Source organism: Micromonospora sp. LOL_023 (assembly GCF_048060115.1).
Lineage (GTDB): Bacteria > Actinomycetota > Actinomycetes > Mycobacteriales > Micromonosporaceae > Micromonospora_E.
The window spans coordinates 1-23,220 of record NZ_JBHMIM010000079.1 but is presented as its reverse complement, the minus strand read 5'-3'; the positions used below and the strand labels follow the sequence as shown (position 1 = coordinate 23,220).

The 23,220-nt window shown below is 68.3% G+C and carries 16 protein-coding genes; 11 read left to right on the top strand and 5 right to left on the bottom strand.

Annotation, left to right across the window (positions count from 1 at the left end; all coding sequences use genetic code 11):
• The first annotated feature begins 95 nt into the window (after positions 1-95).
• The 3 genes from ACFHVL_RS28285 to rfbA are packed head-to-tail and all read left to right on the top strand — an operon-like array spanning position 96 to position 3,661.
• The gene (locus tag ACFHVL_RS28285; RefSeq protein WP_416631530.1) at positions 96-1,523 is read left to right on the top strand and encodes a hypothetical protein; all 1,428 of its coding nucleotides are present in this window, start codon (positions 96-98) and stop codon (positions 1,521-1,523) included.
• A 2-nt stretch (positions 1,524-1,525) separates the two neighbouring features.
• Positions 1,526-2,746 carry a nucleotide disphospho-sugar-binding domain-containing protein gene (locus ACFHVL_RS28280; protein ID WP_416631529.1) on the top strand — a complete coding sequence of 407 codons (1,221 nt, stop codon included), beginning with the start codon at positions 1,526-1,528 and terminating at the stop codon, positions 2,744-2,746.
• Between the two features lie 30 nt (positions 2,747-2,776).
• Complete coding sequence (gene rfbA / locus ACFHVL_RS28275; protein WP_416631528.1) at positions 2,777-3,661, top strand: glucose-1-phosphate thymidylyltransferase RfbA; 885 nt, start codon at positions 2,777-2,779, stop codon at positions 3,659-3,661.
• A 129-nt stretch (positions 3,662-3,790) separates the two neighbouring features.
• On the opposite strand, the gene ACFHVL_RS28270 is transcribed toward rfbA, so the two are convergent.
• Positions 3,791-6,568, bottom strand: coding sequence for an AAA family ATPase (locus tag ACFHVL_RS28270; protein WP_416631526.1), 2,778 nt, complete (start codon positions 6,566-6,568; stop codon positions 3,791-3,793).
• Between the two features lie 71 nt (positions 6,569-6,639).
• Entirely contained in the window at positions 6,640-7,674 is a 1,035-nt protein-coding gene (locus ACFHVL_RS28265) for a hypothetical protein (protein ID WP_416631525.1), read from the bottom strand.
• A gap of 201 nt (positions 7,675-7,875) precedes the next feature.
• Here ACFHVL_RS28265 and ACFHVL_RS28260 point away from each other — a divergent pair, with 201 nt between their 5' ends.
• Positions 7,876-8,076 (top strand): hypothetical protein, encoded by a 201-nt coding sequence (locus ACFHVL_RS28260; protein WP_416631524.1) that lies wholly within the window; start codon positions 7,876-7,878, stop codon positions 8,074-8,076.
• Positions 8,077-8,202: 126 nt separating this feature from the next.
• Positions 8,203-9,312 carry a ScyD/ScyE family protein gene (locus tag ACFHVL_RS28255; RefSeq protein WP_416631523.1) on the top strand — a complete coding sequence of 370 codons (1,110 nt, stop codon included), beginning with the start codon at positions 8,203-8,205 and terminating at the stop codon, positions 9,310-9,312.
• Positions 9,313-9,353: 41 nt separating this feature from the next.
• Here ACFHVL_RS28255 and ACFHVL_RS28250 read toward each other — a convergent pair whose 3' ends face one another.
• On the bottom strand, positions 9,354-12,479 hold the full coding sequence (locus tag ACFHVL_RS28250) for a BTAD domain-containing putative transcriptional regulator (RefSeq protein WP_416631522.1): 3,126 nt from the start codon (positions 12,477-12,479) through the stop codon (positions 9,354-9,356).
• A gap of 787 nt (positions 12,480-13,266) precedes the next feature.
• On the opposite strand from ACFHVL_RS28250, the gene ACFHVL_RS28245 reads away from it, so the two are divergent.
• From ACFHVL_RS28245 to ACFHVL_RS28225, 5 genes are all read left to right on the top strand, one after another.
• Positions 13,267-13,806, top strand: a complete 540-nt coding sequence (locus ACFHVL_RS28245; protein WP_416631521.1) for a hypothetical protein — start codon at positions 13,267-13,269, stop codon at positions 13,804-13,806.
• Entirely contained in the window at positions 13,803-14,099 is a 297-nt protein-coding gene (locus tag ACFHVL_RS28240; RefSeq protein ID WP_416631519.1) for a hypothetical protein, read from the top strand. Before ACFHVL_RS28245 ends, ACFHVL_RS28240 begins: the two co-directional genes overlap by 4 nt.
• Positions 14,100-14,449: 350 nt before the next feature.
• On the top strand, positions 14,450-15,403 hold the full coding sequence (locus ACFHVL_RS28235) for a DUF559 domain-containing protein (RefSeq protein WP_416631518.1): 954 nt from the start codon (positions 14,450-14,452) through the stop codon (positions 15,401-15,403).
• 210 nt (positions 15,404-15,613) lie between these two features.
• Positions 15,614-18,178, top strand: coding sequence for a GmrSD restriction endonuclease domain-containing protein (locus ACFHVL_RS28230; RefSeq protein WP_416631517.1), 2,565 nt, complete (start codon positions 15,614-15,616; stop codon positions 18,176-18,178).
• A 92-nt stretch (positions 18,179-18,270) separates the two neighbouring features.
• Positions 18,271-20,409 (top strand): UvrD-helicase domain-containing protein, encoded by a 2,139-nt coding sequence (locus tag ACFHVL_RS28225; RefSeq protein ID WP_416631516.1) that lies wholly within the window; start codon positions 18,271-18,273, stop codon positions 20,407-20,409.
• Between the two features lie 65 nt (positions 20,410-20,474).
• Here the strand turns inward: ACFHVL_RS28225 and ACFHVL_RS28220 are convergent, their stop codons facing one another.
• Both ACFHVL_RS28220 and ACFHVL_RS28215 read right to left on the bottom strand, forming a co-directional pair.
• The gene (locus ACFHVL_RS28220) at positions 20,475-21,737 is read right to left on the bottom strand and encodes a glycosyltransferase (protein WP_416557203.1); all 1,263 of its coding nucleotides are present in this window, start codon (positions 21,735-21,737) and stop codon (positions 20,475-20,477) included.
• A gap of 12 nt (positions 21,738-21,749) precedes the next feature.
• Positions 21,750-22,325 carry a tetratricopeptide repeat protein gene (locus tag ACFHVL_RS28215; protein ID WP_416569040.1) on the bottom strand — a complete coding sequence of 192 codons (576 nt, stop codon included), beginning with the start codon at positions 22,323-22,325 and terminating at the stop codon, positions 21,750-21,752.
• 313 nt (positions 22,326-22,638) lie between these two features.
• On the opposite strand from ACFHVL_RS28215, the gene ACFHVL_RS28210 reads away from it, so the two are divergent.
• Positions 22,639-23,220 (top strand): hypothetical protein (locus ACFHVL_RS28210; RefSeq protein WP_416631515.1); only part of this gene is annotated, 582 nt, incomplete at its 3' end.

Sequence of the window (23,220 nt, the reverse complement as noted above, 5' to 3'; positions counted from 1 at the left end):
ACCAACGTCCAACACGACATACTCACCACCCCCACCCCCAACGACGTCACCACCCAACTCGAACAACTCGCCGCCGATACATGGAGCCTCCGATCGTGACCATTTCGCCGCCCAGCCCCGGAGTTCGCCTGGGGGTCGTCCGTGGCATCAGCTACGGCATGTACGGCCGCCCGGAGCGCTTCGTGCCCCAGGTCCGTGCGATGAATGCCGGCCTGATCCGGGTCTACGTCTACTGGTCGCAGATCGAGCCGGTGTCCGGCCGCTTCGACTTCGACGTCGTCGACGCCCTGTTCGATCAGCTCGACGGTACCGAGGAGATCTGGGTGACGGTCTGCTCCAGCTCGCCCTGGGCCACCCGGGTACCGACCCGGCTGCTGCCGCCGTCACCGGCGAAGAGCCTGCGGCGGTACGGCAAGTTCGTCGAGCGGCTGGTCCGACACTGCGCTGGCCGCGTGCACTACTGGCAGTGCGACAACGAGCCGACCGACAACGCGTTGTTGTGGGCTGGCAGCGCGCCGGAGTACCTCGCCCAACTCAAGGTGCTGCACAAGGCGGTCAAGAAAGTGGACCCGCAGGCGTCGGTGGTCCTCGGCGGCGCTCCCTTCATGCTTCCGTTGTCGGCACCGGACAGTCATGAGCGCCGGTTCTTCGATCTGCTACTCGACCGGGGTCGGGACCACTTCGACCTGTTCGACCTACATCTGTACGGCCCGACGACGATGATTCCCGAACATGTGGAGTCGGTCCGCGAACAGATGCGCAAGTTCGGCTACGAGAAGCCGGTGGTGGCCGGCGAGTACAACGGGCCCTGGCCCGCGATGTTCCCGGAGGCGATGGCGATCCTCAAGGAGCCCGCCGAGGCGGCCGGCGAGCACGGCCGCCAGGCCGAGCAGGAAGCAATCGCCAAGCTGTACGCCCGACGCGAGACGTTGCCGCCGACGCTGCAGATGTTCCTGCTCGACTGCCCATCTGACCTCGAAGAGAAGCGCTACCGGATCGCGTGCCGGGAGATCGTCATGCGCAACGTGCTGGCCTTCTCCGTCGGTATCCGACGGACCGTCTGTTGGAACCTCGCGCCGGAGGCCGCCGGCTTCGCCAACCCATACTCGCTGATGGACGTGATGTTCCGGACGTTCGCACTGATGGACTACGCCGGTGACGAGCTGGCGGTCCGCCATCCCAACGCCGATGCGCTCGCCTTGGTGGCCGGCCAGCTCGACGGGGCAGAGCAGGTCGAGCGACTCCCGGTCAGGGATCGTCCGCAGCAGTACCTGTTCGACGTGCGGCGGCCGGGACGTAGACCGCTGCTGGTCACCTGGATCGATCGGGACCTGTTCCACGGCGAGGACGAGCCCGACGTGCAGTTCGACTGGCCCTGGACAGCGGAGCGGGCCTACGCGGTCGACGCGCTGGGCCGCGCGGTGCCGGTGGCCTCCCGCGACGGCCGGGTGCAGTTGCCGGTCGGCTGCACCCCGGTGTTCGTCTCCGCCGAGGCGATCCCCGCGAAGTCCGGAGGAAACTGAGCATGCGAGTACTGTTCACCGTCTCGTCGTGGTCGACCCACTACTCGACGATGATCGCCGTCGGCTGGGCCGCGCAGGCCATGGGACACGAGGTCCGGGTGCTGTGCCCCGCATCGGAGACCACCACGGTGTCGAACACCGGGCTGATCCCGGTGCCGGTGCTCGACGGCGTCGACATCGTCACCAGCAACCGGCTGGAGTACTACCGGGAAGCCGCCGAAGGCCGGTGGCGCTACCCCTGGCTGCCGCTGCATCCGCTGACCGGCGAGCCGCTGCGCAGCCTGGACGAGTTCGACCTCGCCGCGTACCGCCGTACCGTGGAACCGGAGCTGGCCGCCCGCGCGGCGCGCGGATTCGACGCGGCGGTCGAGTACGCCCGCCGCTGGCGCCCCGACGTGGTGCTGCACGACCCCACGAGCCTCGAGGGCCTGCTGGCCGCCCGGGTAATCGGTGTTCCGGCGCTGCTGTGCCTGTGGGGCCCGGTGGGCACCCACGAGCCTGAGCACCGGCGGATCGTGCCGACCGACATCAGCGGGTCGTTCACCCGGCACGGTGTCGGCGAGTTCAGCCTCGACCTGATCACCCATGTGGTCGACCCGTGTCCGACAGCGGTCGCTCCACCGGTCGGTGGCGAGCGGGTGCCACTGCGGTACGTGCCGTACAACGGCTGCGCGCCGGAGCCGGACTGGCTGCACGATGCTCCGGGCCGGCCCCGGGTCTGCATCGCCTGGTCGACGGCGCTGTCCACGATGTCTGGACCAAACTCCTACCTGCTGCCCGAGCTGATCTCCAGCCTGGACGGCCTCGACCTTGAGGTGGTCGTCACCGCCACGGCGGCGGACGTGGCGGCGCTGGGCGCGGTGCCGGCGGGGATCCGGGTGCTGGAACGCATGCCGCTACGGCTGCTGCTACCCGGTTGCGCCGCGATCGTGCACCACGGCGGCAGCGGCAACACGATGACCGCACTCGTGTCCGGCGCGCCGCAGCTGCCGATCACCTTCACCACCGAGACCACGGTCACCGCGGAGCGGCTGCACGCCGCCGGTGTCGGCATCCACCTGCAGGGCGACCTCGCCGACCGGCAGCAGGTTCGCGACGCGGTACAGACGCTGGTGTCCGACCCCGGCTACCGGACCCGTGCCGGTGAGGTACGAGACGAGATCCGGCTCAGGCCGACCCCGGTCGACCTGGTGACGAACCTGGAGAAGCTGGCGGGCCGTTGAACCGCCCGCTCGTTCGGTAGGGAGTGACAGGTGAAGGGCATCATCCTCGCTGGCGGATCAGGAACCCGCCTGCATCCGGTGACATTGCCGATGTCCAAGCAGCTACTGCCGGTCTACGACAAACCAATGATCTACTATCCGCTGTCGGTGCTCATGCTCGCCGACATCACCGAGATCCTGCTGATCAGCACCCCCCGTGACCTGCCGCAGTTTCAGCGGCTACTCGGCGACGGGTCGGCGCTGGGCATCAGCATCAGCTACGCGGAGCAGCCCAGTCCACGAGGGCTGGCCGAGGCGTTCATCATCGGGGCGAACCATATCGGGGACGACTCGGTCACGCTGATCCTGGGTGACAACATCTTCTACGGACCCGGCCTGCGCGAGGTACTGCAGAGCAGCGCCCGTCACCTCGACGGCTGCGTGCTGTTCGGCTACCCGGTGACCGATCCGTGGCGTTACGGCGTGGGCGAGACCGACCAGGCGGGCAATCTGATCTCGCTGGAGGAGAAGCCAGAGCGCCCGCGGAGCAACACCGCGATCACCGGTCTGTACCTGTACGACAACGACGTAGTCGACATCGCCAAGAACGTTCGCCCGTCGGCGCGCGGCGAGCTGGAGATCACTGACGTCAACCAGGTGTACCTCGACCGGGGTAAGGCCCGCCTGGTCGAACTCGGCCGCGGGTTCGCCTGGTTGGACACCGGTACCCACGACTCGCTGCTGCAGGCCGGGCAGTACGTGCAGGCGCTGGAACAGCGCCAGGGGCTGCGGATCGCCTGCGTCGAGGAGATCGCTCTGCGGATGGGCTTCATCAGTGCCGAGACGTGTCATGCGGCCGGGGCCGAACTGGCGAAGACTGGATACGGCCAGTACCTGATGACCGTGGCGGCCGAGCACCGATCGAGTAACGGCTGACAGCCGGGGTGCTCATACGATCAGACGACGGTACGCCCGTAGTGCCGGCCGGCACGGCGACCCGGCCAGGGGTCGCCGTGCCGGCCGGGCACTACCCGGAGGAGCACCACCTCGGACGGCGCAGCCGGATCAGCGGGCCGCAAGGGTACGGGCCGGAGACATCGGCGACTGGCCGGAGACATCGTAGTGGGACAGCTCCGACGGCAGATCGGCGCGGCGGGTCACCCGCAGCTTCCGGTAGACCCGGGTGAGGTGCTGCTCGACCGTGCTGACAGTGATGTACAACGTACGGCCGATCTCCCGGTTGGTGTGCCCCAGGGCGGCCAGCGCGGCCACGTTGCGTTCTGCGTCGCTCAACACGGCGACGCCGGTCGGGCCGACGTTGTCCGCTGCCGACGGCTCGACCGGTCCACCCGCCGCCTGGCAGACCTTGAGTTCCTGTTCGGCGCGGCGCAGCACCAACCGGGCCTGCCCGAGGTCGCCGGCTTCCCGGTGTGCCTGGCTGAGGTCTGCCAGCGCGTACGCCAACTCGAGCCGGTCTCCACAGCGTTCCAGCAGCTCGATAGCCTGGTACAGCAGTTCAGTCCGGTCTCGCGACGCGCCGAAGGCGGCGAGGACCCGCAATGCGCCACCACGCGCCCGGTCCCCAGCCCGGTCCAGCTGGTCGGAAACCAGGTGCCGGCCCTTGCCACGCAGACCGACCTGCAGGTACGCCTGAGCGAGCGGGCAACGCCACGGAATCATCGCCGGCACGTCGACAGCCAGCCGCTTGAGCAGTTCACCACAGCGTTCCAGTTCGTCCACGGCAGCCAGTGGCCGGCCGGCGGCCAGACTGTGACTGCCGCTGGCGTACAGGTAGTGGGCACCTGCGACGGTGTCGAACATCGCTTCGGGGGCAGCGGCGTCCAGTAGCGCGGCCGCCTCGTCGTGGCGTCCCATGGCGGTGCGGGCCAGGACCATTGTCGCCACCGGCAGTCCGACGAGCACCCCCCAGTCACGCGCCGGCAGAATCGACAACGCCGCGGCCGCGTCCGCGTCCGCACCAGCCAGATCACCGCGTCGCCAGGCGAGGTCGGCCCGGACCCAACTCAGCAACGCGCGCCCCGCCCCGGTGCGGCGCCGCTCTGTGCTGTCGAGCAGGGTCTGCGCCCAGTGGCGGGCGTGCTCGGGGCGTCCGGCGTACTCCAGCACCAGCAGCGCCAGCGCGGCAACTTCCGGCGGCGCCTCACCCGCGCAGCTCTGCAACGCGTACTCGGCACTGCCCACCGGCGGCGTCGCGGATCGGGCCAGTGTGAGCTGCGCCGCCCTGGCCAGCGGACCGCCGGCTGTCGGGGCCGGGGACACGAGCCAGCCCCGGACCGGCTCGGCCAGCCGTTGCCAGATCGGCCCGTACACCCACTCCAAGGTCAGGCGCAGCTCGGTGAGACTGGCGGCGTCCGCCGGACCGTGGCGTCCCCCGACAGAGTCGATGGCGTCGAGGGCAGCCGGCAGCTCTCCCTGCCAGAGCAGGTGGCGGATCACCGGTACGGCATCCCGCCAGGGCAGTGAGCCGGAGCTCAGCGCGACACGTAGCTGGGGCAGGTGAGGGGCGAGCGCGGACGGACTCGCCCGCCAGGCCAGCCGGGCCAGGACGGCACGCAACGCCAGTCGCTCATCGTCGTCGCAGTTGCGCAACGCCAGGTCGAGGCAGCCGATCCCGAACTGGTCGTCCTCGGCGATCACCTGCTCCGCTGCGTGTCGCAGCAGGCGTACCGCCCATGGCCCCGGGACCGCGCCGGCGGCCACCAGGTGCCGGGCGACCTCGACCGTCTCCGCCGACCGCGCGTACAGCAGTTCGGCTGCCCGCAGGTGCCACCCGGCGAGCTGCTCCGGGGCGATGCCCGCCAGCAGGATGTCGCGGATCACCGGATGCCGGATGCAGTCGCCGACCACCAGCCCGGCGGCCCGCAGCACGTCGAAGGCGGGTCCAAGGGGCCGGTCGGCCAGCCGTAGCAGCTGTGCGGTGAGCTCCTGGGTGGCGCCCTCGCCGAACAACGCGATACCCCGCGCCACCAAAAGGATCTCCTCGTCCCAGCGGGTCACGCAGTCCCAGACGTCCTGGTGGAACACCGGCCCGGCGACCGGTGCGACGCGCGCCGCACCCGCCACGTCCGCGGCGCCTACCGCTTGCCCGGCGTGTCCGGCCCGGAGCTGGTCCTCGATCAGCGCATGGGTCAGAAGCGGGTTCCCACCGGTGATGGCGTGCATCCGGGCGGAGAGCCCGGCGGGTAGCCCGGAACTGCCCAGCCGGCGAGCAACCAGGTCGGCGGTGCCGGCACAGGACAGCGGGGCAACCGTTATTCGGGCGTGCGGCTGCCTTGCCACCTCGGCGTGCAGTTGGGTGCGCGGCAGGCTGGGCCACTCCCACTCGGTCATCGCCAGCAGCACGCGGGCCGGCCGGAGGCGGCGCCGCAGACTGACCAGCACCTGCAGGGACGGACGGTCAGCGAACTGAATATCGTCGATAGCGATCGCCACCGGCCGGTCGGCCGCGAGCTCCAGTAGCAGTGCGCACAGGCCGTGCACCGCCCGTGCGTCCAGTCCAGCGGTGTGTGGCGCAACGCCCGGTCCGGGCAGGGCCGCCGGAACCGTCAGTTCCGCCATCCGGCCCGGCACCTCGGGTCCCAGCGACGTGCTGCGGATCAGCTGCCAGACAACCCCCAACGGCAGCTCGCGCTCGGCCCTGGCGCCCGTCGCGCTCAGCACCAGCGCCCCGGTTGCCACAGCGCGCTCGGCGAACGCGTGCAGCAGTTCGGTCTTGCCGGTTGCCGGACCACCCCGAATCAGGGCGACCCTGCCGCGTCCCGCAGCGCTCTCGGCCAGCAGATCGGTCAGTGACGACAGTTCTCCGTTTCGTTCTACCAGCATGGATCTCCCCGATCCTGTTTGGTCGCGCGGACTCCCCCGTCCACGCGGTCGATAGATAGTCGCCGCGCCGGTCACGGCCACTCGTCACGCTGCACCCCGAATCCGCGCGACAGCGCCGCGCGATGCAATGTGCAGGCGAGCCGCACGTCGAGCGCCCACGCCCCGAGCAGGTCGACCAGCAGGATGTCGTCGGCGCCGGTGCGGCCGGCGTGCTCGCCAACAAGCAGCTGTCCCAACTCGGCTTCGATCGGTCGGACACCACGGCTCGACCTGCCCGGTCGGCTCGCACGGTGTCGGCGCGGCCGCAGGCCGCCGATCCGACGAGCCAGCGACGGTTCTGCGTCGGCCGGCGACGACAGCGCAGAGTCCGCAAGGGACGCCTCGGCGTACCAGGACGACGGCTCGTAGGCGGTGTGCCCGCAGGCGCCGGCGAGGCCAGGAGGTTGCCGCCTGCTCAACGACGCATCATCTACATAAATCTGCCGTACCTGGTCGACGACCCCGCCAGCGAACCCCACCCTGGCGGTGTTGATCAGCAACGCGCCGTTCGCCGGTTCACCGATGTCCAGTCGGTCCGGCCGCGGCACCAAACCCACCACCAGGGTGGCACCGAAGACCGCGTCAGCCGCCGCCTCGGTAACCGTCCAACCGACCCCTGCTCTGTCAAGCTCAGCCAACAGCTGCGGTTGGATGTGCTCCTGCGAGGACGCTCCGGCACCGTGAAAGATCGCCACGTGGGTGAGCCCTCCGGCCCGGCCGAGAATCAGTGGAAGCAGCAAGCTGGTCGCGGATCCCGGACCGAGCACGGCGGCGGTCACTGCACCCGGGGCCACCAACGCCCGGACGGCGATGGTGGCGAGCGCCGCCATCCGGGAGGCGGCGAGCGTCTGGGCTGGTAGCACGCAGCGCCGGCCTACCCGCTGATCCTCGAGCAGCACGAGATTGTCCGGCCCCGGAAGCGGAATGATGCGTCCGTCGGGCGTATCGTCCCCCGACTCCCCAGTCACCCCGTCGCGTAGCTCCTCGGCGAGCAGGTCGACCGCGTCGACCGCATGCAGCGCGCTGACTAGCTCGTCGGTGTTGAGCTGCAAAACGCGGCCGCTCATCTCGGCAGTGACTCCCTCCAGCCGGTGACCAGGAGGCCGCTGAACGTGACGCGGCGGTCTGGGCGGCAGGCTAGCCAGGGCTGCTCCTCAGACGCTCTCGGTGGACTCTCCGTGGACCGAGAGTCCACCGAGAGCGCAACGCGACATGCTTCGGCCGGTCCACCAACGAATGCGTCGAGACACGACACGGAGGCGACAGACATGCCATTCCACCGCCAGTTGAGCCCGACGCCAGCCCACGCTCGTCGGCCGAGGACACCGTCCACAGCGCTGTTCCTCAAGCTGCTCGCGGCCGCCGCCATGCTCGTCGGGGCGGCAACGATCGCGGTCGCCGCGCCGCAGACCACGGCCGGCTCCGTACCGGCCGAAGCGACCAGCGATCCCAGCGACATGCACTGGTGACGAGGACGGGTGGCGAGCCGGCCAGAACCGCTGTTGGACAACTTCGATGGGGATCCCACCATCGGCTTCATCTGTCACACCTGGCCCTCGGCTGGCCCGAGGTGATCGTTTCCCGGAAGGATCCTGATGAGAGAACTGGCCAGACGTACTCTGGCGGTGGCAGCGGGCCTCGCCGTCGTGCTGTCACCAGGCGCGGCGACTGCCGCCCCGGCCAGCAGTTCCCAGCCCACCTTGCAGGTCGTCGCCAGTGGGTTGAACAATCCTCGACACCTGGTCGTCGACCGGGGCACGATATGGGTGGCGGAAGCCGGCGTCGGCGGTGACCTGCAGTGCATCACCACTCCTGAGGGTGAGCAGTGCCTGGGGCACAGTGGAGCCATCACCACCGTCCGCAACGGAGCGGTGACCCGGGTCATCGAGGGCCTGCCGTCGCTCGGCGCGCCCACCGACGGCTCATACGCCACCGGCCCGGCCGACCTGTCGCTGCGCGACGGCCGGCTGACGGTACTCATGTCCACCTCGGGGATCGACCCGGTCACCGGAGTGAACCCCTTTGGCGCCGACGGCCCCGAGATGGGCCGGCTGCTGCACTTCCCCTGTCCGACCGCCGGGCACGCAAGGCTCGGCGCCGACTTCGGAGTCCACGAGGCGCGACACAACCCCGATGGCGGCGCCGGGGCACCCGTCGGCGCTGAGATCGAGTCCAACCCGTACGGGATGGTTCCGTTCCGGGGCGGTTTCGCGGTAGCCGACGCCGGCGGCAACGACCTGCTCTGGACCACCGGGGGCGGCCGGATCAAGACGCTGGCGGTGTTCCCGACCAAGAATGTCGGCGGCGGCTGGCAACTGCAGAGCGCGCCCACCGCCGTCGAGGTCGGCCCCGACGGGGCTCTGTACGTGGCCGAGCTGAGCATCGTCGCGGGAACCGCCCGGGTGTACCGGGTGGTGCTTGGCCAGGAACCGACCGTCTACGCCGACGGTTTCACCCTGCTCACCGACCTTGCCTTCGACCGCCAGGGGCGGCTACTGGCGCTCTCGATGGCCAAGAACGGAGCGATCTTCCCGCCGAGTCACGGCGAGATCGTTCGCGTCGAGCACGACGGAAGCAAGACGCACTTCTCGCCAGAAGGGCTGATCGCGCCTACTGGCATAGCGGTCTCCGGTAACGACGTCTACGCCACGAGCCAGGGCGTGTCTCCCGGAATCGGCGAGATCGTGAAGTTGCGCCTGCCGTGACCGACCGGTGCGGTTGTCCCGGCGCCGGGACAACCGCACCGTCACCGGCGGCCCGCCCGCTGGGGTGCGACTAGCTCCAAAGCCGACCTGCTGGACCGGATCTGCTCCAACCACCGCGCGGCCTGTTTGGAGTCCAGGCCGGCCAGCAGTCGCGCGGCCCGTTCCAGGCTGTCCGCCGCCTCGTTGCGGTTGTCGTTCATCGCGTGCAGGTCACTGAGCACGCTCAACGTCCGCGCCTGCCACAGCACCGAGCCGAGGTCCTCGAACAGCCGGCGCGCGCCAGCCAGGTACTTCGCTGCGGCGACGGTCCTCTCAGCGGACAGGCACAACTCGCCCAGTGCGTGAAGCACCTGCCCTTCAACGAGCCGTTCTCCGACCCGCCGGGCCAGGTCCAAGGCGTGCAGCAGAGTCTGCTCGGCCCGCTCAGACCGTCCGTCGCGAGTGTCGACGAGACCGAGGCCGTAGAGCGCGTACACCTCGCCGATCCGGTCACCGATGCTACGCACGATCCGCAGAACCCGGTGCAGCGCCTGCCGGCTCAGCTTGATCTGCCCAGTGCTCAGGTGAAGGTGGGCGAACTGGTGTACGACCTGGGCCTCACCGCGTAGACACCGCACCTTGAGGCAGATGGTCAGCGCCTCCTCCAGCAGCGACCGGCCACGCTCGATCTCCCCCTCGTCGATCCAGTACCTGGCGACGCTGCGCAGAATCTGCGCCTCACCCATCTCGTCGCCGACGGCGCGCAACGCGGCGAGAGATCGCTCGTAGTTGCTCAGCATCGCCGAGGTGTCGCCGCGCAGCCCCTCGATCAGCGCCACGTTGCGCAGCACCAGCCCGCAGCCGTGTGTGTTCCGCTCACCCTCGAAGATCGACAACGCCGCAGTGAGGTATTCACCCGCGGTGCCGAGCCGCTTCTGGAACATGTACAGCGTGCCCAACGAGTAGAGCATGGCTGCCTGCCCGTTGCGGTTGCCGGCCTGCGCGGTCGCCGCCAGCCCTGTCTCCGCGCTATCTCGCCACAACTCGTAGTAGCCCTTGCTCTCGAACAGAGTCACCGAGGTCAGCGCCAGGTCCCAACAGTGGTCGTGCATCCCGTACACGGCGGCTTGTCGAATGGCCGCGACGATGGCGAACCGTTCGTTGTCCCACCAGTCACGTTCGGCACCCCACCAGTCCACTGCGGATTCCGACGACGAACCCTGGCACGGCGGACGCCAACGAGGCGCGCCTCCGTGCAGCAACGTGAAGTCGCCGCCGTACTCCTTGCGGTGCGCCTCGTCGGAGAGGGTGAGCCAGGCACCGAGAACGCGGGCCACTGCGGCGTCGCGCTGTGCCTGGCTCTCGGTGGCGCCGAGCATCTCCTGCGCGTAGACCCGAATCAGGTCATGGCAGCTGTATCGAACCCGGTTGCCGGCGTACTCGACAGTGTCCAGCATGCGGGCGTCGACCAGGCTCTCCAGCAAATCGACCGCGTCCAGCAGGTCGGTGTCCAACAACGCCGCTGCCATCCAGGCCGGGAAGTCGCGTACCTGGATCAGGGCGACGAGGCGAAACAGCCGCTGCGCCCGCGCCGTCAGCCCCTGGTAGGTGAGGCCGATGCTGGCCCGCAACTCCAGTCCGCCGTGCGAGAACTCGTCCAACCGGCGCGCCTCGTTGCCCAGCCGGCGCACCAGATCGGCGATCCGCCAGTGTGGGCGTGACGCCAACCGTGCGCCGGCGATCCGCAGCGCCAGAGGTAGGCCGTTGCAGAAGCGGATCAACTCAAGCGCCGCCGGCTCTTCGGCACGGGCCCGGTCGTCACCGACGATCTTGTGCAGCAGCTCCATCGACCGGGCGGCGTCGAAGGGTGCGACGTCAACACGCAACGCCCCGGGAAGCCAGGCCAGCCGCCGACGGCTGGTCACGATGACCGCGCAGGTGGGGCTGCCAGGCAGCAGCGGCAGGATCTGCTCTTCGCGGGTGATGTCATCGAGCACGACCAGCACCCGACTGCCCGCCAGCGTGCTGCGGTACAGCGTCGCGCGTTCCTGCAGATCGTCGGGGATCGCGGAACCACTCACCCCCATCGCCCGGAGAAATCTGGACAGTACCGCGCCCACGTCGCGGCTCTGCGGGTTCTGGAACTCGCCGTACAGATGGCCGTCAGGGAACTGATCGGCAATCTCGTGGGCTACCCGGAAGGCGAGACTCGACTTCCCCACGCCCCCCACACCGGAGATAGCGACGATCCGCATCGAGTACGGTGCCAGCTCATTCGACGAATCTCCGGTCAGTGCCTCCCTTATACGCCCTATCAGCGAATCACGCCCCGTGAAGTCAGCGATGCTGAACGGCACCTGGTGTGGCACGACCGGCTGGAGCGACGTAGATTTATCGTCGATGCCAGCGTCAACTACCAGCCGCGAAGAAATCGGCTGTTGATCCAGCGCGGGATCGCGATTGAGGATTGCCCGCTCCAGGTCCTGGAGTTCCTGTCCCGGCTCGATGCCGAGTTCCTCGACGAACACGGCCCGCGCGTGCCGGCGTACCTCCAACGCCTCAGCGGGGCGGCCCGAGCGGTACTTTGCGAGCATCAGGTAGCCGTACAGCCGTTCCCGGAGTGGGTACTCGTGCACGAGCGCGGTGAGCTCGTTGACGACGTCCTCGTGGCGGCCAAGGACGAGGTCGAGCCGGACCCGTTCCTCAAGGGTAGAGAGCCGTTGGTCGTCCAGCAGCACAGCCCCCCGGCGCACCAGCCCGCTGTGGAGGTCAGCGAGCGCCGGCCCCCGCCAAAGATCGAGGGCCTGGCGCAAAGTCGTTGCCGCCACGTCGATCCGTCCGTGTTCGGTCTGCTGGCGTGCCTGCGCAAGGAGGTCGGCGAACAGCTCGCTGTCTAGTTCGTCCCCGGACAAGCTGAGCAGGTAGCCGTGTGGGTGGGTCCGAATGGCGCCCGGCCGCCCAGCCGCCCCGAACAGCTTCCGCAGCAGTGAAACGCAGGTTTGCACCTGCCCGCGGGCGGTGGACGGCGGGTCGGTATCCCACACCGCCTCGACAAGTTGCTCGACGGGGGTCACACGGTTCACGCTGAGCGCCAGCATTGCCAGAATGGTACGTTGCCGCGGCCCACCAATATCCAGCGATCGTCGGCTACCTATCGCTTCCAGGGTGCCGAGAAGTTTGAGATACATATCGCGACGAACCCCCGCAGTCGAGCACTCTCCGCACACCACACCATACACGCGACGCCTTTCTGGCACCAGCACCCTCTTGCTGCCGCATATCCACATATGTCCGAGATCGATTATCCCGCCCACGACGTCGTCAACCGGGGGATTGCCACCGGTCAGAATCGACATATGCCGCAACCCCTCAGAACGAATAGCCTGAGTCGCCAACAAGTCGCGGCACAACTCCGATCAGCACAAGGATGATCACCCACAGTAATAAAACCGCGGGGTGAGTCGGCACAACTGACAGATTACCGACCGTTCCACGAAAGCTGCGATCTGGCTACCAGCCAAATGCATCTTAAACTACATATGTCAGGCGCATGCGCGGGGCGCCCTCGGCCCCTCGCCCAGTCGGCGCACAGCCCAATCCACTCCCGCCACGATCAACCCCTGTAGGGCCGTACCGTGCCGAGGACGCCACCTGCCGGCTCGGCCCGCTCGCACAGGACCGGAAATCTCCGGGGCCGGCCAGGCGGACAAAATGCGCTGAACGACATCGACAATGCCAGCCGACCTGAACCAGCATCGAGTATCGACCGAGACGCGATCGTCCGCAGGCGACTGCGCGCATGACCGGCGTGCCGGTCGATGACCGCTCAGCAGGTGCCGATTCATCGGAGCCGCTGCTGGCGCCAGCAGCGAGCCGACTCGTCGGCGGGGTGGTGGTGGTCGGTCCACCCCAGCCGGCCGGCGGTCTGGTCGTTCGTGAATCGGCGCGTGCGCCGCCGTGGTCGCCGAACTGGCAATGCTAACCACCGGTGTACGTGACCACGCCGCCCCCGGCTGGCACCTCCTGCTCGCCCTGATCGTCGCCGTAGGGCTGGGCGGGTCGCTGCTGCTTGCCGACGGTGGTGGCCGCGATCAGCGACCGCTTCCGGAGCGGTTCTGGGCCGCAGCGGTCGCGATAGGGCTGTGTGCGGCGCTCAGCGCCGCCGGCACGCCACTGGTGGCGGAACAGTCCGACGGCTTCATGTTCATCAGCAACATTGCGGTGGCACGCATCGGGTTCGGCGCTCTGGCGTTGATCGCGCTGTTCAGCCTCGTCGCGGTGTCGGCGCTGCCGGCAGCCGTACGCCGCCGAGCGGTGGTGCTGCTGGCGACGCTCGCTGTCGTGCTGGCATCGACGCAGCTCGGCTACGACGGAGCGTTCATGTCGGTGATCGACTACCCGGTCCTGCGCGACCAGCCGGCGATGGCGTTGGCGCTGGCAGCCGTGGCAGCCGTGGCAGCGGTGCTGGTGCTCGGCGCGCTCGCGGTACACCTACGGGAAGGAGCGAGCAGGTGACATCGCCACCCCTTGGCGATCCCCGGCGGGACCTCGCGGAGGCAATGCCCTGGACGAGGGTCCTCCCTGGCTCCGATGTCGACCAGCTGATCGCGGAGTTGGGCGCCCTGGCTCGGGACGGAAGAACGCTGACAGCGCTCGATTCGGTGACTGAGCTGCTCGCGCAGTGGCGGCACACGGCGGAGATATACCGCGACCCGGCACTGCTGGAGATCATCAGCAGGGAGCCGGAGGGCGACTTCGGGACGGTCGGGCGGGCGCAGAGCACCCCAGATCACCATCGTCATCGTTGATCATCAACTGTAGTTTCGTGCGACGGGGCCGCGTGGAACTAAAGTTCTTCTGTAGCTCCGCGCGAGGGTCACCGCTCTCCTCTGCGCCTGTCCAGGGCCCCCTTGACGTCGTGCTGGCCGCCGTGGCGGCCGCCGTCCCGCAGCACAGCCCACGGTGGTTCCGCAGCTCGACGTTCTCGTCACGATGTGAGGCTGAGATACCTGTTCTCTGCCGGGTGAGGTATCTCAGCCTCACATCGTGTCCAGGCGCAGCTCGCAGTCGGAGCAGTCGGGCCGGCGCGACAGTCGGATCGGTGACGTAACCCGTCGCCGGGACAGCAGAAGACGAACGCTGACGGCACAGTGGCCCGATGCCCCGCACCGCACGGATTCCTCGCGAGCTGCGCCTGAGGCCCTTCTCCGGCAGCGCCGCAGTAGCCGCCGGGCTGATCACCAAGCGGAGTTTGACCGGCCCCAGCTGGCGCCGGCTCTTCTCTGACGTGTACGTCCGAGCGGCGGCGTTCGACGACCGCGACCACCGGATGTGGTGCGAGGCGGCGGCGGTGAAACTACCGACCGGTGCGGTCAGTGGCCTGAGCGCGGCGTACCTGTGGGGTGTGGACATGCTCCCCCGCCGCAGCCCGGTGCACGTCACCCTGCCCCGCTCGGCGCGGCCCGATCGCCACCCACGGTTGGCCGTCACCCACCAGTCACTCGGTGCTGGGGACGTGATCCGGCTGTTCGGCGGGATACCGCTGACCACCGAGGCCCGTACGGCGTTCGATCTGGGCAGGTCGCTGCCGCGCGCCGACGCGCTGGCCGCCGTCGACGCGCTGTTGCACCGCCGGGTGCTGCGCCGCGAGACGCTGGCACGCTACGTCGACTCCCACGCCGGCCTGCCCGGTGTACGGCGGGTACGGGAACTCCTGCCCCTCGTCGATCCGTTGAGCGAGTCGCCGATGGAGTCGCGGCTTCGCCTGTTGCTGCACGATGCCGGCCTGCCGCGCCCGACGCCGCAGTACGAGATCCGCCTCCGTGCCAGCGACGCGACAGACGGTGCCGGCTCTGCCTCCGCTTTCAGTGGCGCGGCGCGGCGCGGACGTTTCCTGGCCCGGGTCGATTTTGCCTATCCACACTGGCAAATCGCCATCGAGTACGAAGGTGATCACCACCGGGAGCGGGCGACGTTCCGCCGCGACGTCGGTCGCTTGAACGCCCTGCGGGCAACTGGCTGGCTGGTGCTGCGGTTCACAGCAGACGACGTACTCCGGCAGAAGGGGCAACTCATCCGCACAGTCCGGCAGGCCATCGCCGAACGCAGCTGACCGCTGCGGCGCTCCGCACGATGTGAGGCTGAGACACCTAAACCGAGGCAGGTTGGGTATCTCAGCCTCACATCGCTGCACAGACTCGACTACTCTTCGGCGGCCCGAACGAACACCCGACAACTCGTCCGGCCGGCCGTTGTGCATTGACGCGCGCTCTGGTTGCATTGCCCGGGTTCAGGGAATGTGCACACTAGACAGGAGTAGCCGATGGTCGCGGCACAGGAGACGACGCTGCAGAAGCTGCTCGAAGGCACCAAGCAGTACCGGGTGCCGTTGTACCAGCGGACGTACTCGTGGTCCGAGCAACAGTGCAAGCGGCTCTGGGAGGACATCGAGAAGCTCGCCGACGACCGCCGCGCCGACCCTGCCGCCACCCACTTCATCGGCTCGGTGGTGCTGGCACCCAGCCCGGAGATCGGCCCGGTCGGGGTGCAGGAGTTCCTGGTCGTCGACGGGCAGCAGCGCCTCACCACCCTGTCGATCCTGCTCTGCGCGATCCGGGACCACCGGGCCGAAACCGAGGACCCCAAGCACCGGGGGCGCATCGAGCAGCTGTACCTGATCAACCAGTTCGAGTCCGATCCGCACCGACTCAAACTCGTACCCACCCAAGCCGACCGGGGCGCCTACCTGGCCTGTGTGGAGTCGACTCCCCAGGTCGGCGGCAGGGACCATGTCGGATCGGCGTACGACTTCTTCGTCAGCCGGCTGAGGGAGTACGACGACGTCGGGAACACACTCGACATCGCGCGGATCGAGAACGCCGTCATCACCGGACTGGCGCTGGTGGCGGTCACCGCCCAGGCCGGCGACAACGTCTACCGGATCTTCGAGTCGTTGAACAACACGGGCCTGCAGTTGACCCAGGCCGACCTGCTGCGCAACTACCTTTTCATGCGGCTGCCGACCCGGGGCGAGACCGTGTACGAGTCGCTGTGGTTCCCGCTGCAGGATGCTCTCGACCGCAATGACCGTGACCGCAGGAACCTCGAGCTGCTCTTCTGGCTCGACCTGGTGCAGCGCGACGGCCGCGCCAAGCAGACCGACATCTACGCCGCGCACCAGAAGCGGCTCAACGCAATGCGCGGCGAAGCGGAGATCGAGGCGGAGGTACGCCGGTTCAGCCGCCTCGGCGCGCTGCTGAAGATCATCCTGCACCCGGAGAGCGAGCCCGACCTCGAGGTCCGGCGGCGGCTGACCCGGCTGCACGCCTGGGGCGCCACCACCGTCTACCCGCTGCTGCTGCACCTGCTGGACCGCCGCGCGCAGGGCACCGCCACCGCCGGGCAGATCATCGCCGCCATGCGGTACGTGGAGAGTTTCTTCGTCCGCCGCCTGGTGATCGGCCGGGCCACCGCCAACCTCAACCGGATCCTGATGTCCATCGTCACCGAGATGGACCCGAAGCTCCCAGTCGACGAGGCGGTCCGGGCGTACCTGTCGACCGGCCGTAAGCACTACGCGACCGACGCGCAGGTCCGTTCGCTGACCAGGACCATTCCCTTTTTCCTCAACGGCCGCGCGCACCAGCGCAACCTGGTGCTGCAGTGGTTGGAGGAGGCGCACCGCAGCAAGGAGCCGGTGGCCGCCGACTCGCTCAGCATCGAGCACGTGCTGCCGCAGACGCCGACCGCGCAGTGGCGGCAGATGCTCAACGACGATCTCGGGCCCGACGAGAACTTCACCGACCTGCACGAGTCGCTGGTGCACACGATCGGCAACCTGACCCTCACCGGCTACAACTCGGAACTGGGCAACAAGCCGTTCGATGCGAAGAAGGCCGCGTTGGCGAGGAGCCCGATCGTGCTCAACCGGGACATCGCCCGGCAGGAACGGTGGGGGCGACCGGAAATCCAGGCCCGCAGCGAGGCGCTGGCCGAGCAGATCATCTCGCTCTGGCCCGGTCCGGCCGAAACCTCCCGCGACCACGACTCCGACGTGCCGTGGGACGTGATGAACCGGGCACTGGCCGAACTGCCCGCCGGCTCGTGGACCACGTACGGCGACGTGGCCGCGCTGATCGGCAGCCACCCGGTGCCGGTCGGGACGCGGCTGGCGAACCATCCAGCACCGAATGCACACCGCGTGCTGCAGACCGGCGGCACCTTCTCGCCGAGCTTCCGCTGGCCCGATCCGGCCAGTACCGACGACCCGCTCGACCTGCTGCGGGCCGAAGGGGTCGAGTTCGACGGCAGCGGGCGCGCCGCCCCGGAGCAGCGGATTCCGCTGGACGAGCTGGCCCAGCTCGCCGGGCTCAGCACCGACGACCTGCCCCGCCCCCGGTCGCCGCGGACCAGCGCGGCGCACGCCGGACGCTTCAGCACGCAGGTGGCACAGCTGCAGGATCCGCCGGTGGTCGCCGCCGTGCAGGCTGTCCTCGACGGCTGGACCGCGCTGGGCGGCAACCTGCTCTACGGCACCGGCGACGAGGCGTCGTGCTTTCTCATCGCCCGAGGCAAGGACCACCGGCTCGGCAACATCTGGCCGGCGGCGATCTACCCGAGCGGCAAGTTCGAGATCGTCTTCCAGCACTTCAAGAACCGGGTGCCGTTCGACGACATGGCGCTGCGTGCGGAGTTCCGGCAACGGCTCAACAAAATCCCCGGGGTGAACATCGCGGCGGCCCGGATCGGGCTCCGGCCCGGTTTCCGGCTGCCGGTGCTCGCCGACCCGGCGGCCCGTGAACTGCTGATCGAGCAGCTCGACTGGTTCTACCAGCAGGCACAACCGCCGGCCGAGTACGACGCCGACGCGGGTGACCAGTTGAGCTGACCGCCAACTGGTGGGCAGTGCCGTCAGATGGATCAGCGGTACGGTGCCACCCGCCGTCACCGACCGTACCGCTGCTGTTGAGAGGTTTGCCCGTGCCGCAACTCGCCCTCGCCGCCAGCTTCTGGGAAAGCTACGACGTGCTGGAAAAGCCGATCAAAGCCGGAGTACGCAAGGCGATGGCGAAGTTCCAGCAGCTCAGCATCGCCGAGCTGCACGCCGACAAGGGGCTGCACCTGGAGTCGGTGCACAACTCGCGGGACGCCCGGATGCGGACCATTCGGATCACCGACTTCTGGCGCGGGGTGGTCCTGGCGCCTGACGACGGCAGCGACACGTTCCTGCTGACCAACGTCGTTGCGCACGACGCCGCGTACGACTGGGCGGCGAAACGGCTCTACACGGTCAACACCGCCACCCGGGGGCTGGAGGTCCGCAACGTCGTCGCGATCGAGCAGCTGACCCCGGCACTGGAACAGGCGGCGGCGGGCGCGCCGACACTACTGTTCGCCGCGCACCCGGACAAGACGTTGCGGCAGCTCGGCATCGACGACCAGGTGCTGCGGGCCGCCCGCACCATCGTCGACAAGGCACAGTTGGAGGCGTTCGGCACGCTGCTGCCGGAGGACCAGTTCGAGGTGCTGCAGTACCTCGCCGAAGGGTTCACCCCGGACGACGTGTACCGCGACATCGTCGCCGAACGCCGCCCAGCCGACGCCGACAGCCAACCCACCGACAGCCTGGAGCTGGCGATCGCCAACACCCGCAGCCGGATCACCCTGGTCAGTGGGCCAGCCGAACTCGCCGAGATCCTGAACAAGCCGTTCGCCGCCTGGCGGATCTTCCTGCACCCGTCGCAGCGGCGGGTCGCCTACCGGACCGCGTACGGTGGCCCCACGCAGGTGACCGGCGGACCCGGCACCGGTAAAACGGTGGTGGCGCTGCACCGGGTCAAGCATCTGCTGACCCGCTCCGCCGACCGCCGGGTGCTGCTCACCACGTACACGACGGCGTTGGCGGCGACCCTACGGGAGCAGTTGGCGCAGCTGCTCGGCGACGACGAGGCAGCACTGTCCCGGGTGGAGGTCACCACGGTCAACGCCTTCGCCAGGCGTGCCGTTCAGACGTTGACCGGCCGGGTGCCGTCGCTGCTCGGCGACGTGCCCGAAAGCCAGGTCTGGCGGCGGATCGTCGACCGGCACAAGTTGCCGTGGACCGAGCAGTTCCTGGCCCAGGAGTTCCGGCACGTGATCCTCGGCCACCAGATCGACGACCTGGCCGGCTACCTGCGGGTGACCCGGCGCGGCCGCGGTTCGATGCTCGGGCCGCGGCAGCGGGAGCAGATTTGGCGGGCGGTGCAAACGCTGCGGGCCGACCTGGCCGCCACTGGTGCCACCACCCACCTACAGCTGTGCGCCGACGCGGCGCGGCTACTCGCCGACGCCGACGATCCGTCGCTCCGGTTCCACCACGTGGTGGTCGACGAGGCGCAGGACCTGCACCCGGCGCAGTGGCGGGTGCTGCGGGCGGCGGTACCCGCCGGCCCGGACGACATCTTCCTCACCGGGGATCCGCACCAACGGATCTACGACGCGAAGGTGTCACTGGCCGCGCTCGGGATCCGTACCGCCGGGCGCAGCTTCCGGCTGCGCATCAACTACCGCAGTACGGCGGAGATCCTCACCTGGTCGACCGGGCTGCTCGACGGCACCGGCGTCGAAGGCCTCGACGGGGACGGTCGGGACAACCTGACCGGCTACCGGTCGCTGCTGCGGGGCCGGCAGCCGGCGGTCGCCGGGCAGCCGGACGAGCCGGCCGAGGTGGCGGCCCTGGTGCAACGGGTACGCGAATGGCTGGACCGGGGCGTACGGCCGGCCGAGATCGCGGTCTGCACACGATTCAAGGCCAGGCTGGACCCGGTGCAGTCCGCGTTGACCGAGGCCGGTGTCCCGACCGTACTGGTCAAGGAGCAGCCGGCTGCCGACGTCGACGGGGTCCGGCTGGCGACCATGCATGCGATGAAGGGGCTGGAGTTCCGCTGCGTCGCGGTGCTCGGGGTGACCGCATCGGCGGTGCCCTACGCCCGCAACGTCACCCCTGCGGAGGTGGATCGCATCCAGCACGACAGCGACGTGCTACGGGAACGCTGCGTACTGTTCGTCGCCTGCACCCGCGCCCGCGAAGCCCTGCACGTGTCGTGGACCGGCCAGCCGAGCCAGTTCCTTCCGCGTTAGCTTGTGTCCAGGGTCCCTCGGCCGCCTCCTTGGGCAGGGTGCCCGCTACTCCGGCAACCGCCACGTCAGACCGCCAACAGCCCCCCGTTGCGCACCTCGTCCTTGACCGCGATCAGATTGGCCGCCACGTACGGGATGTGATGCGCGCGGTGCCAGTCGGTCGGGAAGTAGGTGACCAACCTCGACACCTGGAATCGGCACGTGATCTCCGGTACGTACTTGGCGTACTGCCGGTCCGTGAAGTACCAGAACGAGTTCTCGTTGTAGAAGGCCACATGCGTCGGGTCCTGGAACGCTCCCCGGCCGTCGCTGCTCGGCGTCAACGACAACAGCATCCCGCCGGGCGCCAACAAGCGGTACAGCTCGTTGAACAACGCGATCTTGTCCGGGATGTGCTCCAGAAAGTCGCTCGCCCGGATCACTCCGACGCTGCTGTCCGGCAGATCCAGACCCTTGGTGATGTCACAAACCATGTCCACCTCGGGTCCGGCATGGACATCGACCCCTTGATAGCCTTCGACCTTGTTGTGCGCTGCCCCCAGGTCGAGCGCGAGCAGGCCCTGCCGTTTGGCCCATGCCAGCGCGTTCAGCTGCACATTCCGGTCATAGACTTCCACCGTCCGCTGCTGAATCCGGGCGTTGATCTCCGGCACACGCTGGGTGTTGCCCGGATGCATCCGTTGCAGGTAGAGACACTCCGGGATGTGATGGAAGTCCGCAAGCTGATACATGCGACACATGAGGTCTGCATCGTCGGCAACGTCAAGCGACTCGTCGTATCCGCCAGACTTCTCGTAGATGTCACGGCGGAACGCGCGCACATGGTTCGGCGCGTACCAGATGTAGCTGACGTTGTGCGGCGTCGGCGGCAGTGACGTGCAGGCCAGCACCTCGCGCCCATCGACCCGAACATCCCTATATCGCCAACCATGATCGGCAGAAAAGCGACTGCCGTCACGACTGCCATCCTCAGCGATCTGAGCTGTGTCGCTGTAGACCAGGCCGACTTCCGGATTCTCATCGAAGGCATTGACCACCTTTGCAAGGCAGTCGCTAGCGAGAAGATCGTCGTGATCCAACTCGACGAGTATGTCGCCCGACGCCTCCGCACAGGCCCGCTTCTTGACCGCACCTACGCCGGACACTTCGTCCTGCACCACCAGGCGGATCCGCCGATCTGGCATCTCAGGCCGCCAGCGGTTCCCCTGATTCAGAACGATGACCCACTCCCAGTCGTCGAACGTCTGCCCCTGAAGCGACTGGTGACACTCATCCAAGAACTTGGTACGATTACTTCCGGTGAAGACCGTCACAGCTGGCTTTTTCATGCCCCTAACCACTCACTGATCCGAGTCATCATCGACATCGTTTCGATACTCTTCGGGAACACTCTCCAGCAGCGCCCCGTCGAGCCGCACCGCCTTCTCGAACGCCGTACGCGCCTCGGCCTCACCGCCCTCATCCACCAACAGAAAACCGAGTCGCAGGTACGCGGTCGACGCCTCATCATCAAGGTCGACGATTTGGCGATACAGACTGATTGACGCCGTCTTGTCACGGCTTTCGAGCGCGATGGCCTTGTTGAACAGGGCAGGTTTGTAGGAGGGGTCAGCCTCCAATGCCCGGTCATAGCTTTCGATGGCCTGCGCAATCTTGTCCCGTGACTGCGCGATGTAGCCGAGGTTGTACCAGGCCAGCACGTTGTTCTCGTCGAGAGCCAGTACTTGCTCGAAAGTCTCCTTAGCCTTCTCAATATCTCCCGACTGGCCTTCGTCGACACCTTTCCGCACCAGGGCGACGAGGTCTTCACTCACGGCTCCGGCATTTTTGGTGTCCGGACCCTGCACCTCTCCGTCGGCAGTACAGGCTGGAACCCCAGCTAGTAGCACCGCACCGCACGCCAGCGATCCGAACATCGTTCGCATTTTCATTTTCCGTCACTCCTAATATAAGATACCCAACACCGAACACTCTCGTTCGTCGACCTTCAGTTCACGCAATGTCTGCACAGACGACATAGACCGTTCCGCCAGTTCCACCAAACTCGGCTTGCCAACCAGTCGGCTCACCGGCAACGGGGATGGGCCGCGATGTGTCGGGGCTTCCCTGAGATTGGAAACCGCCACCGGTAGCGACGTCCCCCGCATCGCACTGCACTTCCAGGAACCCTGACCCGCCAGCGGAAGCCGAGTTGACGTAGAGATCTGGGAAACCTGCACCCTGCGCACCTTGTGGCCCCTGGGGACCCTGCACGCCTTGGAAGCCCTGCGCTCCTTGCACGCCCTGCGCACCATCAGCACCTTGCGCTCCCTGCACTCCTTGCGCGCCCTGCGCACCATCAGCACCTTGCGCGCCCTGCGCCCCTTGCACGCCCTGCGCGCCCTGCGCACCCTGAGCACCCTGCGCACCATCAGCACCCTGGAAGCCTTGCGCCCCTTGCACGCCCTGCGCACCATCAGCACCCTGGAAGCCTTGCGCACCCTGCGCACCCTGCGCACCCTGCGCACCTTGGGCACCATCAGCACCCTGCGCACCCTGCGCACCCTGAGCACCCTGCGCACCCTGCACGCCCTGCACGCCCTGCACGCCCTGCACGCCCTGCGCACCCTGAGCACCCTGCGCACCCTGCACGCCCTGCACGCCCTGCACGCCCTGCACGCCTTGAGCACCTTGGGCACCATCAGCACCCTGCGCACCCTGCGCACCTTGGGCACCATCAGCACCCTGCGCACCCTGGAAACCCTGCGCACCCTGCACGCCCTGCGCACCCTGCACGCCCTGCGCACCCTGCACGCCCTGCGCACCCTGCAC